This is a genomic window from Embleya sp. NBC_00896, assembly GCF_045207785.1.
Lineage (GTDB): Bacteria > Actinomycetota > Actinomycetes > Streptomycetales > Streptomycetaceae > Embleya.
Genome location: NZ_CP108777.1, coordinates 2,040,643 through 2,054,112, shown reverse-complemented (window position 1 = coordinate 2,054,112; position 13,470 = coordinate 2,040,643). Strand labels below are relative to the sequence as shown.

At 73.2% G+C, this 13,470-nt stretch carries 12 protein-coding genes; 1 reads left to right on the top strand and 11 read right to left on the bottom strand.

What is annotated here, in order from left to right; genetic code table 11:
- Positions 1–82: 82 nt before the first annotated feature.
- The 11 genes from aroC to OG928_RS42535 form a co-directional block, all read right to left on the bottom strand.
- Positions 83–1,315 (bottom strand): chorismate synthase, encoded by a 1,233-nt coding sequence (gene aroC, locus OG928_RS42585; protein ID WP_331767391.1) that lies wholly within the window; start codon positions 1,313–1,315, stop codon positions 83–85.
- Positions 1,316–1,480: 165 nt separating this feature from the next.
- Positions 1,481–2,239 carry a sulfite exporter TauE/SafE family protein gene (locus OG928_RS42580; protein ID WP_331767390.1) on the bottom strand — a complete coding sequence of 253 codons (759 nt, stop codon included), beginning with the start codon at positions 2,237–2,239 and terminating at the stop codon, positions 1,481–1,483.
- Entirely contained in the window at positions 2,236–3,279 is a 1,044-nt protein-coding gene (locus tag OG928_RS42575; RefSeq protein ID WP_331767389.1) for a zinc-binding dehydrogenase, read from the bottom strand. Before OG928_RS42575 ends, OG928_RS42580 begins: the two co-directional genes overlap by 4 nt.
- Entirely contained in the window at positions 3,276–4,184 is a 909-nt protein-coding gene (locus tag OG928_RS42570) for an ABC transporter permease (RefSeq protein ID WP_331767388.1), read from the bottom strand. The genes OG928_RS42575 and OG928_RS42570 overlap by 4 nt, the downstream gene beginning before the upstream one ends.
- Positions 4,185–4,199: 15 nt before the next feature.
- Positions 4,200–5,327, bottom strand: coding sequence for an ABC transporter permease (locus OG928_RS42565; RefSeq protein ID WP_331767387.1), 1,128 nt, complete (start codon positions 5,325–5,327; stop codon positions 4,200–4,202).
- Complete coding sequence (locus OG928_RS42560) at positions 5,324–7,096, bottom strand: ABC transporter ATP-binding protein (RefSeq protein ID WP_331767386.1); 1,773 nt, start codon at positions 7,094–7,096, stop codon at positions 5,324–5,326. Before OG928_RS42560 ends, OG928_RS42565 begins: the two co-directional genes overlap by 4 nt.
- Positions 7,071–8,150: a BMP family ABC transporter substrate-binding protein gene (locus OG928_RS42555; protein WP_406291754.1), complete on the bottom strand. Its 1,080-nt coding sequence runs from the start codon at positions 8,148–8,150 to the stop codon at positions 7,071–7,073. The genes OG928_RS42560 and OG928_RS42555 overlap by 26 nt, the downstream gene beginning before the upstream one ends.
- Positions 8,151–8,461: 311 nt before the next feature.
- The gene (locus tag OG928_RS42550) at positions 8,462–8,842 is read right to left on the bottom strand and encodes a cupin domain-containing protein (protein ID WP_331767384.1); all 381 of its coding nucleotides are present in this window, start codon (positions 8,840–8,842) and stop codon (positions 8,462–8,464) included.
- Between the two features lie 68 nt (positions 8,843–8,910).
- Positions 8,911–9,642, bottom strand: coding sequence for an FCD domain-containing protein (locus OG928_RS42545; RefSeq protein ID WP_331767383.1), 732 nt, complete (start codon positions 9,640–9,642; stop codon positions 8,911–8,913).
- The gene (locus OG928_RS42540; protein WP_331767382.1) at positions 9,642–10,127 is read right to left on the bottom strand and encodes a VOC family protein; all 486 of its coding nucleotides are present in this window, start codon (positions 10,125–10,127) and stop codon (positions 9,642–9,644) included. The genes OG928_RS42545 and OG928_RS42540 overlap by 1 nt, the downstream gene beginning before the upstream one ends.
- A gap of 103 nt (positions 10,128–10,230) precedes the next feature.
- A complete protein-coding gene (locus tag OG928_RS42535) occupies positions 10,231–11,754 on the bottom strand; it encodes an aldehyde dehydrogenase family protein (RefSeq protein ID WP_331767381.1) in 1,524 nt (507 codons plus the stop codon).
- A gap of 229 nt (positions 11,755–11,983) precedes the next feature.
- Here OG928_RS42535 and OG928_RS42530 point away from each other — a divergent pair, with 229 nt between their 5' ends.
- On the top strand, positions 11,984–13,381 hold the full coding sequence (locus OG928_RS42530; protein WP_331767380.1) for an amidohydrolase family protein: 1,398 nt from the start codon (positions 11,984–11,986) through the stop codon (positions 13,379–13,381).
- Positions 13,382–13,470 lie beyond the last annotated feature (89 nt).

The window sequence follows — 13,470 nt, the reverse complement described above, 5'->3', positions numbered from 1 at the left end:
CGGGCTCCGGGGCGATCGCCCCGGAGCCCGTGTACTCGCCCGTGGGCTCGCCCATCATCCGCGCGCGCCGAACCACGCCGACTCACGCGTCGGCGACGGTCACCGGCAGGGCCGCCAGATATGCCTCGGCGTTGCGGCGGGTCTCGGCCACGCTGTCGCCGCCGAACTTCTCCAGGACCGCGTCCGCGAGCACCAACGCGACCATCGCCTCGGCGACCACGCCGGTCGCGGGCACCGAACACACGTCGCTGCGCTGCGCGATGGCCTTGGCCGGGTCGCCGGTGCGGACGTCGAAGGTGGCCAGCGGGCGCGACAGCGTGGAGATCGGCTTCATCGCGGCCCGCACCCGCAGCAGCTCGCCGGAAGTCATCCCGCCCTCGATGCCGCCCGCGCGCCCGGTGACCCGGCGCACCCGGGCGGGTCCGGGCCGGCCCGGGGAGACCGGCGTGATCTCGTCGTGCGCGACCGAGCCGCGCCGGGTCGCGCTGGTGAAGCCGTCGCCGACCTCGACCCCCTTGATCGCCTGAATGCCCATCAGGGCCGCGGCCAGCCGGGCGTCCAGGCGCCGGTCCCAGTGCACGTAGCTGCCGATGCCGGGCGGCAGTCCGTAGACGACGACCTCGACCACGCCGCCCAGCGTGTCGGCCTCCTTCTGGGCGGCCTCGATCTCCGCGTTCATCGCGGCGGCGGTGTCCGGGTCGATACAGCGCACCGGGTCGGCGTCGATCGCGTCCGCGCTGCCGGGCTCGGGCACGAGGGCGTCGGGCAGGGCGATCGCGCCGATCCGCACGACGTGGCTGAGGATCTCCACGCCCAGCGTCTGGCGCAGGAACGCGCGCGCGACCTCACCGATCGCCACCCGGGCGGCGGTCTCGCGGGCGCTGGCTCGCTCCAGCACCGGGCGGATGTCGTCGAAGCCGTACTTCTGCATGCCCGCGAGGTCGGCGTGGCCGGGTCTGGGGCGGGTCAGCGCCGCGGCGCGTCCGCGGTCCGCGAGTCGCCCCGGCTCGTCATAGCGCCGGCCGTCGGCGTCGGCGGGATCGGGCGCCATCACGTCGGCCCACTTCGCCCATTCGGTGTTGGCCACCCGCAGCGCGACCGGGCCGCCGAGGGTCAGGCCGTGCCGGACCCCGCCGTTGAACTCGACCTCGTCGCGCTCGAAGCGCATCCGCGCGCCCCGACCGTTGCCCAGGCGCCGCCGGGCGAGCGCCGCGGCCAGGTCGGCGGAGGAGATCTCCACTCCGGCGGGCAGGCCCTCCAGGACGGCGGTGAGCGCGGGGCCGTGCGACTCTCCGGCGGTCAGCCAGCGCAACATGTGTGTCCTTCTTTCAGACGTACGTCGTTCGGTCGGTCGGGAGACATTCGGTCGGTCGGGAGACGTTCAGTCGGGAGACGTTCGGTCGGGTCCGGAGACGAGCAGGGAACGGACGGGGGCGAATGAACGCGAACAGCGGCGAACCGGATCGGGCGAGCGGCGGGATCAGGTGACCAACAAGGCGACGCCCACCCCCGTCCCCACCACGACCACCACCGCGCGCAGCACGGGCGCGGGCACGCGGCGGCCGAGCACGGCGCCGAGCCCGCCGCCCGCCACGGACCCCAGGGCGAGCAGCGCCACGGGCGGCCAGGCCACGTCGGCGGTGAGCGTGAACAGCACCGCCGCGACCAGATTGACCAGGGCCTGGAGCAGGTTCTTCAGGCCGTTGAGCAGATTCAGGTCCTCGTCCAGGGCGGTCGCGAGCAGGGCGAGCAGCAGGACGCCCTGCGCGGCGCCGAAGTAGCCGCCGTACACGCTCACCGTGAACACCGCCGTGAGCAGGACCGGGCCGATCCGCACCGGGTGCGGCCCCGTGCGCCGCGCGCGCATCCGGCGCGACAGCCACGGCTGGATCGCCATCAGCAGCGCGGCGAGCAGCACCAGGGCCGGTACCACCGCGCGAAAGGCGCCCGGCGGCAGGCCGAGCAGGAGCAGCCCGCCGGCCGTCCCGCCGAGCACGGCGGCGATCGACAGGGGCAACAACCGCGCGGACTGCGCGGCCAATTCGCGCCGATATCCGAGCGCGCCGCCGATCGAACCGGGGGTGAGCCCGACCGTGTTGGAGACGTTCGCCACCACCGGTGGGTAGCCGAGCGCGAGCAGCACGGGGAAGGTCAACAGCGAGCCGGACCCCACGATGGTGTTGACGGTGCCCGCGCCGAGGCCCGCGACGAGCACGAGCAGGGCCTCGGCGGGGGTCACGACGTGCCGCCGGGCAGGAGCACGACCTTGCCGAACGCGTCGCCGCTCTCCAACCGGCGGTGCGCGCGGGCGGCATCGGCGAGCGGGTACGCCGTGTCCACCACGGGAGCCAGGCCATGGGCGAGGCAGAAGGCGACCATGGCCGAGAAGTCGGCGTGCCCGCACGAGCCGGCGCCGAGCAGGGTGACCCCGCTGTGGAAGGCGTGCGGGAGGTCGAAGGTCGCCTCGGTGCCGGTGGTGTCCCCGCAGAAGACCAGGCGGCCGCGCGGGCGCAGCGCGTGCAGCGACGCCTGGAACAGTGCCGGGCCGACGTGGTCGAGCACCAGGTCGACGCCGAGCCCGTCGGTCGCCGCCCGGGCCTGCTCGGCCAGGTCCGAGGTGCGGTGGTCGATCAGCACGTCGGCGCCGAGGTCGGCCATCCGGTCCAGCTTGGCCCGGGAACCGGAGGTGACCACCACGCGCGCGCCGAGTGCCTGGGCGAGTTGCACGGCGGCGATGCTCACCCCGCTGCCGGCGCCGTGGACCAGGAGTGTCTCGCCGGGTCGGAGGCCGCCGCGCACGACCAGGCCCTGCCAGGCCATCCCGTAGGCGGTGGGCAGGCTCGCGGCGGCCACGTGGCCGACGTGCGCCGGGACCCGGTGGGTACGCGCGGCCGGCGCGACCACGAACTCGGCGTAGCCGCCGGGCCGATTGCCGCCGACCACGCGCAGCGCCGCGCACCACGCGTCGTCGCCGACCCGACACGCCGTGCAACGCCCGCAGTGCAGCGCGGGATTGACCAACACCCGGTCGCCCACCCGGCGTTCGTGCACCCCGCCGCCGACCGCCACGATGTCGCCCGCGATGTCCATGCCGGGCACGTGCGGGAGGGTGAAGCCGGGCAGCAGCCCGGGGCCGCGGCGCTGCAACAGGTCGAGCCGATTGACCGCGGCGGCGCGTACCGCGACCAGCACCTCCCCGGGGCCGGGTTCGGGGTCGGGCAGCTCGACCGCCCGCAGGATCTCGGGGCCGCCGTGGCCCTGGTGCCGGACGGCCCTCACACGATCCCCCGAACGAACGGCGCGCCGAGCGCGGCCGGTTGGCGGTGTGTCCTGGCCAGGAACATCATCGCGAGCAGCGCCAACAGGTAGGGCGCCGCGATCAGCAACTGCGAGTTCAGGTGCACCCCCAGCGCGGGCAGCGCGAGCCGCATCGCGTCGGCGGCGCCGAACACGAGGCAGCCGGCCATGGTGCCGCGCAGTGTCCAGCCACCGAAGATCACGGCGGCGATCACCACGAAGCCGCGGCCCGCGGTCATGTTCTGGTTGAACGCGCCCACTTCGCCGACCGCGAGGTAGGCGCCGCCGAGCCCGGCGAGCACACCGCACAGCAGCACGCTCTGCCGGCGCCGCCGGCGCACGTCGATCCCGGTGACGTCGGCCGACTGGGGGTTCTCCCCGGCGGCGCGCAGTTCCAGGCCGAAGCGGCTGCGGTGCACCAGCCACCAGACCAGCGGGATCACGCCGAGCAGCAGGTAGGCGGGCCAGCGGTGGGAGAACAGCACCGGGCCCAGCAGCGGCAGGTCGGACAGGACGGGGAGGTTCAGCGCGTCCACCTGATGCCCGGTCAGGTCGACCGAGTCCAGGAGGAAGCTGGTGAGCCCGAGCACAAGCGCGTTCAGGGCGAGTCCGACGACGTAGGTGTTGACGGACAGGCGGTGGCTGAACTCGGCGTGGACGTACCCGATCACGAGTCCGGCGAGCATGCCGAAGACCAGCCCGAAGGAGGCCGATCCGGAGATCGAGGCGCCCCAGACGGCGTTGAACGCGCCGCCGAGCATCATCGCCTCGACCGAGATGTTGATGGTTCCGGCCCGTTCGGCGATGTACTCGCCGCAGGCCGCGAAGGCCAGTGGCACGGTGAGCCGGACCGAACTGGCGAGGACCATGGCAAGGTCGTCGATCATGTCAACCTCCTGGTCTCAGGCCGCGCCGACGGTGCGACGGCGCCGCATCTCGGCGTAGGCGGCGGGGAACACCGTGGCCAGCACCATCAGCGCGGTGACGACGGCGACGATGTAGCGCGGCACTCCGGTCGCGGAGAGGAAGCCGCCGCCCGCGCGCAGGGCGCCGAAGAACAGCGCGACGGGCACGGCGAGCAGCGGTTTGTCGCGGGCGACCAGTGCGACGAGCAGGCCGTCGAAGCCGACGTTGTCGGCGAAGCCGTCCTGCATGCGGTGTCCGCTGCCGGTGAGCATGACGCCGCCGGCGAGCCCGGCGAACGCGCCGGAGGCCAGCAGCGCGCCGCCGCCGATCAGCACGGCGCCGACGCCGGCCCGGTGCGCGGCCTTGGGGTTGAGCCCGAGCATGCGCACCCGGAAACCGAGCCGGCTGCGCACCAGGACGAGCGAGGTGGCGAGGGTCAGCGCCAGGGCGACGAAGATGCCCGCGCCGAGGTTGAAGTTCGGGTACTCGCCGATCCGGGGCAGCCACACCGCTTCGCGCAGCATGTCCGTCTGCGAGGTGGTGACCTGGCCGGCCACGGCCTTCTCGCGCAGCAGCGAGGGCGAGTTGACCGCGTACGAGACGGCCTGGTTCGCGACGAAGATCAGCAGCAGTGTGCTGATCACCACCGCCACCCCGCGCCAGTAGAAGAGCACGGCCGCGACACCGGCCCACAGCGCGCCGCCGACGGCCGCGCCGAGCAGGGCCAGGATCAGTACGAGCGGGCCGGGGCCGGGGGTGAACAGCGCGATCGCGGCGCCGACCGCGCCGCCGACCAGGAGTTGGCCCTCCTGGCCGATGTTGAAGATCCCGGCCCGGGCGGCGATCACCGAGCCGATCGCGACCAGGAGCAGCGGCGCGGCCTGGTCGATGCTCTGGCCAAGGGCCGCACCGTCGCGCAGGCTGCCGTCGTACATCGCGCCCGCGGCGTCCCACGGGGAACGGCCGACGAGCGCGACGAGCAGGCCTGCGAGGACGAGCGCGGTGGACAGGGACACGACGTACAGGAGTGGTGTGCCCAGGTCGGTGAGCGGGGATCGACGGCGCGCGGCGGCCGGCGGCTCGTCCAGGGCCGGCGCCGGTTCGGGGATCAGGGTCTGCGTCATGCCGCCTGCCCTCCCATCATCAGGCCGAGTCGCTCGGTGTCGACGTCGGCGCGGTCCATCTCGCCGACGACGGCGCCGCGGTGGATGACCGCGACGCGGTGCGAGAGGGTGAGGATCTCGCCCAGTTCGGTGGACAGCAGCAGGACCGCGATGCCGGCGCGGGCCGCGGCGTGCAGCCGCTCGGTCATGTATTCGATCGCGCCGATGTCCAGGCCGCGGGTGGGCTGAGCGGCGACCAACACCCTTGGCTGAGCCGCGAGTTCGCGGGCGAGCACGACCTTTTGCTGGTTGCCGCCGGACAGTTGCCGCATCGGGGTGTCCGGCGAGGGTGTGGCGATTTCGAATTCCTCGATCAACCGCCGGGCCCGCTCGGCCATTCGTCGCCTGCTGAGCAGTCCTCGGGTGGTGACCGAGGACAGGTCGGCCAGGAGCAGGTTCTCCGCGACGGTCATGTCCAGGACGCAACCCGACACGTGCCGATCCTCGGGCACGATGCCGACCCCGGCCGCGTGCATCGCGCCGGCCCGACCGGCGACCACGGCCCGGCCGCACACCTCCACCCGGCCCGCGCTGAGCGGGAGCAGGCTGGAGAGCAGATCGCCGAGCGCGGCCTGGCCGTTGCCCTCGACGCCCGCGATGCCCAGGATCTCCCCGGCGCGGACCTCCAGGGTGAGTCCGCGCAGGAGCGGGCGGCGGTCCGCGGCGACCGCGTGCGCGTCGCTGATCCGCAGCCGCACCTCGCCGGCCGGCGGCCGCGGGTCCGGTGCGGGCGCCGCGGCCGGCTCGCGCACGTCGAGGAGCGCGCTCCCGCCGCTCGGTTCGCCCGTGCCGGGTTCGATCAGCGCGTCCATCGCACCCACCGCCGCGGCGGCGGTCCACTTGGACAGTTCGCGCCCGACCATCTCCCGGGCGAGCGAGCGCACGTCGGTGTCGGCGGTGGCCCGGCGGGCCACCACGCGACCCTGTCGCATGATCGTCACCCGGTCCGTGGCGTGCACGATCTCGTCCAGCTTGTGGCTGATCAGAATCACCGCCTTGCCCTCGTCGGCGACCACGCGGCGCAGCACGGTGAACAGTTCGCGCGATTCCTCCAGGGTCAGCACCGACGTCGGCTCGTCGAGGATCAGCACCCGGGGGTCGCGGCGCAGACACTTGACGATCTCGACCCGCTGGCGCTGGCCGGTGGACAGGTCCTCGACGCACGCGTCGGGGTCCACGTCCAGGCCGTAGCGTTCGCCGACCTCGCGCACGAGCGCTCGGGCCCGGTCGCGGTCGACCCGGCCCCGGTCGCCGAGCACGACGTTCTCCCACACGCTCAGCCGGTCCACCAGGCTGAAGTGCTGGTGCACCATCGAGATGCCGTGCGCCGCCGCGGCCAACGGGTCGGCGATGGTGGTGGGTTCGCCGCGTAGCAGGATCCGCCCGGTGTCGGGGACGACCAGGCCGAGCAGGATCTTCATCAGGGTGCTCTTGCCCGCGCCGTTCTCGCCGAGCAGGCCGTGGATCTCCCCGGCGTGCACGCGCAGCGAGACGTCCTGGCACGCACGCACCGCGCCGAAGCGCTTGCCGATGCCGAGCAGTTGCACGACGGGCACCGCGACGACGGACGGCGAGGCGGGGTGGCCGGCGGCCGGTTCGCGCTCGGGCGCCGGTTCGCGCTCGGGTGCGGGGTCGGGTGCGGGTGCGGGTGCGGGGTCGCGCTCGGGTGCGGGTGCGGGGTCGGGTGCGGTCACGGCGGCGACGTCACTTGCCTGTGGCGACGGCCTCATCGACCTTCACCTTTCCGCTGCCGATGTCCTGGATGAGCGCGGTGAGCAGCTGCTCCTGGTTGCCCGTGGGCTTGCAGAGCTTGACGGTGGGCACCGGGTCCTTGCCCAGGTGCCACTCGCGGGCCACGCCCATCCGCAGCGTGCCCTTCTTGAAGTCCTCCAGGGCGGCGGCGAAGTACGCGCCGGGGCTGAAGATCACCGACACCGCGTACTGCGTGCCGGGCGTCGAGCAGCGGTCGGTGCCGGGGGTGAGCGCCGGGACGCCCTTCTCGTTGGCGAGTTCGGTGACCACCTCGGTGGCGCCGCCGAGGTAGGGGTAGATCACCTTGACGCCCTGGCTGATCTGCGCCTGGGCGGCCTCCTTGGCCTTGCCGGAGTCGTTGAAGTCGCCGGTGTAGGTCTGCACGAACTCGGCGTCCGGGACGACCTTCCTGATGCCCGCCGCGAAGGCCTTGGCCACGTCGCGCGCGAACTGGAGGTCGGGGCCGGTGATGAAGCCGGCCTTCTTGCCGCCGTTCTCCTTGAGGATCAGTCCGGCGGCGTAACCGGCCACGTACAGCGACTCGTTGATGTAGTCGAGGGACTGGGTGAACTCGGCGGTCTGGTTCACGCCCTGGCCGCCGCTGATGTACCAGGCGGTGCCCTTGCACTGCGGTTCCTTGGCGGCGCTGAGCGCGTCCTTGAGCTCGCTGGCGCCGATCGCGATCATGTCGACCTTCTGCCGACACAGGTTGCGGGCCTGCTGGACCGCGTTGGCCGGGTTGATCTTGTCGACGACGACGAGTTTCCAACCATTGGCGTTCGCGTAGCTGTTCGCCTCGTCCACGAAGCTCTGGTAGTAGCCCTTGTCCTTGGTGTCGCCGGGGCTCATCACCCCGATGACGACCTTCTTGTCCTGGTTGACGTCGGGTTCGTTGGCGGGGAGCGTACCGGCGCCGGGCGCACCGGCCGAGGCGGGTGCCGCGGCGGAACTCGAAGAGGAGGAGGAGCCACCGCCACAGGCGGTGACGAGCAGTCCCGGTATGATGACCGAGGCCACGATGACTCGAACCATGTTCTTCATCGGAAGGTCTCCAGACGAATCAGGGCGCTTTGGTTCGACACGGACCGACGGGTACGCGGCGATCCGAGCCGCCACGGTGGGCGTGCGGTCTCGGATGTGGATGTGCGGTGGGTGCCGCGAGCGGGGATTGTCGGTCCGGCGGAGGAACCCGTTCCGGTTGCGCGGGGGAATCCGGCCCGGAAGCGGGTGGGGGTCGGTGCGCGGCGCCTGCGGCGACCGCGACCGTCCGACAGTGATGTGGGTGTTGCGATGTCGCCGTATCGTGGTGGTGCGGTGACGCGGTGGTACGGGTGCGTCCGCGGTCAGCCGTTGCGGTATTCGTCGCGCGGCGGCGTGAAGATGTCGAGGATCCACGTCTCGCCGTGCTCGGGGTCGCCGATGAACAGGCTGTCCCCGTGGTCGCAGCCCTTGGGCGCCCAATACACGTCGCCGGGGCCGAGCACTGCTCGCTCTTCCGAGTCGATCCGGAAGTCGAGCCGCCCCTTGAGCACCATGCCGTACTGCTCGTGCTCGGGGTGGTCGTCGTACGGGGTGGGACCGCAGCCCTCGCGGATGCGCCACAGGGTCAGCATCATGTCGTCGCCGGTGTAGACCCGGCGCCGGAATCCCGGCTTGACCTCGACGAACTCGCTGTCGTCGAAGGCCCAGACGCGTTGTACGTCGCTGATGTCACTGTCGCTCATGTCGTTCCCGTCCTCTCCGTCGATCCGCGCCTGCGGCGCGGAGGGGGGCGGCGCGCGGCGTCGCCCCGCTAGAACATCCGGGCGGTCATCTGTTTCTCCACCTCGCCGAGGTGGACGGCGGCGGCGCGGGCGGCCGCGTCGGGTGCGCCGGCCGCGACCGCGTCGGCGATGTCGCGGTGCGAGCGGCAGGACTCGGTGATCACCTGTCGGACCGCGTCGGCGTTGCCCTCGGCGTCGAGGAGCGAGGCGAAGTCGCCGGACGCGAATACCGCGTCGAGCACCTTCGCGTACAGCTCGCGCAGTGTGGTGTTGCCACACGCGCGGGCGAGCGCCGCGTGGAAGCGGCGGTCCTGGCGGCGGAACGCCTCCAGGGTCATCTGTGGGTCGAAGCCGGCCGCGAGTTCGGTGATCTCGGCCCGCTCGTCGTCCTCGGCGCGGATGGCCGCGAGACGGGCGATGGCGACCTCGGTCACCTGGCGTACCTCGAACAGTTCCGAGACCCGCAGTTTGCGGCCGTCCTCGGCGTCGAAGGACACTCCGGGCAGGCGTTCGGCGACGTAGAAGCGGTTGCCGCGCTTGACGAGGCAACCGAGCGAGACGAGTCCTTGGATCGCCTCGCGGACGGATGTGCGGGCCACCCCGAACTGTTCGCACAGGGTGCGTTCCGGCGGCAGCCGGGCGCCCGGGCGGAGTTCGCCCTCGCGCACGCTCGCCAGGAGCGCGTCGCGGACCTCCTCGGAGATCGTGCGACGCGCGACGCGGGCGAACCGGATCCGATCGCCCGGCGCCCGTAGCGGCACTACGAACCCGCCAGGATCGCGAAGCGCTCGCGTTCCGCGTCCAGGTCGAGCGGACGAATGATCGCCTCGTGTTCCTCGTCGCCCCAGTGCGCGGGCGGGACCAGCCACATGACCTCGAACTCGAGGCCGTCGGGGTCCTTCGCGTACAGGCTCTTGTTGGCGCCGTGGTCGCTCGCGCCGATCAGGGCGCCCGCGGCCACCAGTCGTTGCCGCGCCTCGGCCAGCGCGTCGAGCGTGGGGACCTCCCACGCGACGTGGTACATCCCCACGGTGCGGCGGCCGGCCTGCGAGTCGCCCGCCTCGGCACCGACGGTGAAGAACGCGATGTCGTGGTGGTTCTCGGAGGCGGGGGCCCGCATGAAGACGTAGCTGCCGGGCGGGCCGTCGATGACGGTGATGAAGTCCAGCACCTCGTGATAGAACCGGGCGGTCCGGTGTGCGTCGCGCACGTACAGGACCGCGTGGTTCATCCCGGTAACGGCCACGATCGGGCCTCCTCAGGGTGTGGGTCAGGCTGTTGGTCTGACAATCAGAAGGTATGAAGCTCGGTCCGGTGCGGTCATTGGTCTCCCAGCACAACCCCACGCTTCACCCGCTGTGCACCTGGACGTTCACCGCCTTGGTCCGGGTGTAGGCGTCGACGCCGGTCTTCGAGAACCCGCTGGCCCGGCGCGGCTCCCCGCGGCCGCCGTTCATGTCGGGCGCGAAGTGGCAGTTCACGTTGACCTCGCCGCAGTCCAGCGCGTCCGCGAAGCGGAACGCGCGCTCGATGTCGCGGGTGAACACCGTGCCGTTCAGGCCGTAATCGGTCCCGTTGGCCAGGGCGACCGCCTCCGCCTCGTCGCGGAAGGGCATCGCGGCCAGCACCGGCCCGAAGACCTCCCGCTGCTCCACCTCGCACCCGCGCCGCACCCGGCCGAGCACGGTCGGCGCGACATACGTCGGCGACAACCCCTCGGGCAGGCCCGGTTTGCCCACCACCGAGGCGTCGCCGGCGTCGAGTGCCCGGCGCACGTAGCCCCGGACCCGGTCCGCGTGCCGCTCGTTGATCAAGGGCCCGATGAAGGTGTCCGGGTCGAGCGCGTCACCCACCGGCAGCGTCGCCGCGGCCGCCGCGACCGCCTCCACGACCTGCTCGTACACCGATTCCTCGACCAGCAGCCGGCTGCCGGCGACGCACACCTCGCCCATGTTCACGAACGCGGCCATCATCGCCCAGCCCACCGCCTGGTCCAGGTCGGCGTCGGCGAACACCACGACCGGCGACTTCCCGCCCAGCTCCAGGTGCACCGGAGTCAGGTTGCGCGCGGCGGCGGCCATCACGTGCCGACCGGTGTCGGTGCCGCCGGTCAGGCTGATCAGGTCGATCCGCCGGTCGGTGATCAACTGTTCGCCGACCGTCGAGCCGGCGCCGAGCACGATGTTCAGCACCCCGGCCGGCAGCCCCGCCGCGGTCAGGACGCGACCGAGCTCGACCAGGGTCACCACCGCGTCGGCGGGCGGCTTCGCGACGATCGAGCAACCGGCGGCGAGCGCCGACGCGATCCGCTGACTGCCCGTCATCAGCGGTCCGTTCCACGGCAACAACTCCGCGACCACGCCCGCCGCCTCGCGCAACCGCAGGGTCAGCAGGTCGGGGCCGCCGCCGGGCAGCAGTTCGGGCGGGAAGGACGAGCGCCGCACGTCGCCGTGCGTGGTGCGGCACACCGCCGCGGCGTACGAGAAGGCGTTCGCCGCCTCGTAGACGTCGTTGGTCAGCGCCCCCGAGATCGCCTTGCCGGTGTCCATCGCCTCGAGCGCGGCCAACCGGCCGGCGTCCGCGCGGATCGCCGCGGCCGCGGCCTCCAGCACCTCGGCCTTGCGCGGGCCCGGCATCCGCTGCCACACCTTCGCGTCGAAACTGGTCCGCGCCGCGGCGATCGCGGCCTCGACCTCGGCGCCGGTCGCGGCCAGGTAGGACGCGGGCCGCCCGCCGGTCGAGGGGTCGATCACCGGGCACAGCTCGCCGTCGTGCGACTCGCGACCGCCGATCAGCTGGGGATACGGCTCCGGGCTGAGCCAATCGGCGCGTATGCGCGGCCGGGTGCCGGGGGCGGGGGTGGGGTCGGTCATCGTGGCAACTCCCTGGACGCGGCGGACGGACACGGTGCCGTGCGGGCGCCGCGACGGGGTACGGAGTCGCCGGACGCGGCACTGCGCCAGGTTTGCCCCCACCACACCGTGCTCGCATTGTGTTCCCGGCATGGACTGGGCCCACTTGATTGTGCTCCCGGCCACGATGCCGGCGGACGACGCCGGGCCTAGTGTCCCCAGACATGGTGAGTTCGCAGGTGAGAGCAACGTGAGCGGCGCCGATCCGGCCCGACCCGACCTGCTGGTCGTGGGCGGTGACGTGGTCACGATGAACCCGCGCCGAGAGGTGCTGCTCGGCGGCGCGGTCGCCGTCGCGGGCGAGCGGATCCTCGCCGTCGGCGCCACGTCCCGGCTGCGGGCGCGCTGGCCCGGCACCACCGAGCTGGACGCGACCGACTGCGTGGTCACCCCCGGCCTGGTCAACGCCCATCTGCACCAGACCGGCGACCCGTTGGCCCGCGCCCGGATCCCCGACGATCTGCCGCCGGGCGCCTCCGTCGACACCTGGGCGGTACCGCTGCACGCGGCCCACCTGCCCGCCGACGACGAACTCTCCGCGCTGCTGGCCGGCGTGGAGAGCCTGCGCAACGGCGTCACCACGATCGTCGAGGCCGGTACGGTCGCCCACCCGCACCGGGTCGCCGCCGCGATGACCGAGGTCGGCATTCGCGGCACGATCGGCGCGTGGGGCTGGGACGTGCCGGGCGCCCCGTTCGCCGCCCCCGCCGCCGAGGTGCTGGACCGGCTCGCCGATCTGGTCGCCGCCTACCCGGCGGGCGGGCGGGTCGAGGGCTGGGTCACCCTGGTCGGACACGGCCTGGCCTCCGACGAACTGCTCGCCGGCGCGGCCGACCTGGCCCGCGTCAGCGGCGCGCCGATGACGATGCACCTGTCCCCCTCCGGCGCCGACCCCGACGACTACCTGCGGCGCACCGGCCGCAGGCCCGCCCTGCACCTGGCCGACCTGGGCGTGCTCGGCCCGCACCTGCTGCTGGCGCACGCGGTGTGGCTCGACGACGCCGAGGTCGAGGCGCTCCTGGACAGCCGCACCGCGCTCGCCTACTGCCCCTGGGCCTACCTGCGGCTGGGCCAGGGCGTCACCCGCGCCGGTCGGCACGCCGAGATCCTGCGCCGGGGCGGCCGGCTCGCGCTGGGCACCGACGCGGGCAACGCCGCCGACTCCGCCGACCTGCTGCGCGCCGCCGCGCTCGCGGTCGGCCTGGCCAAGGACATGGCGATCGACCCCACCGGACCCGGCGCCGTCGAGGCGCTGGAACTGGCCACCATCGGCGGCGCCGAGGCGGTGGGCATGGCGGATCGGATCGGCTCGCTCGAACCGGGCAAGTACGCCGACCTGGTCGTGCACGACGCCACCGGCCCGCAGTGGACCCCGCGCGGCGACATCGCCCAACAGCTGGTGTGGTCCTCGGACGGCCGCTCGGTCCGCGACGTGCTCGTCGGCGGGCGGATCGTGATCCGCGAGCACGTGTGCGTGAGCGTCGACGAACGCGTACTGCGGGCCGACGCCGCACGCGCCTCCGGCGCGCTGCTGGCCCGGGCGGGCGTGCCGCTGCGCTCGCGCTGGCCGACGGTGCCCGCGCACTGAGCCGGCCCGGGTCCTCGACCCCGCCCCGGGTCCGCCGGGGGTTCGAGGGCCCGCGCCGGCCTCCTGTCCACCTCGTCCGCCGCCACCAC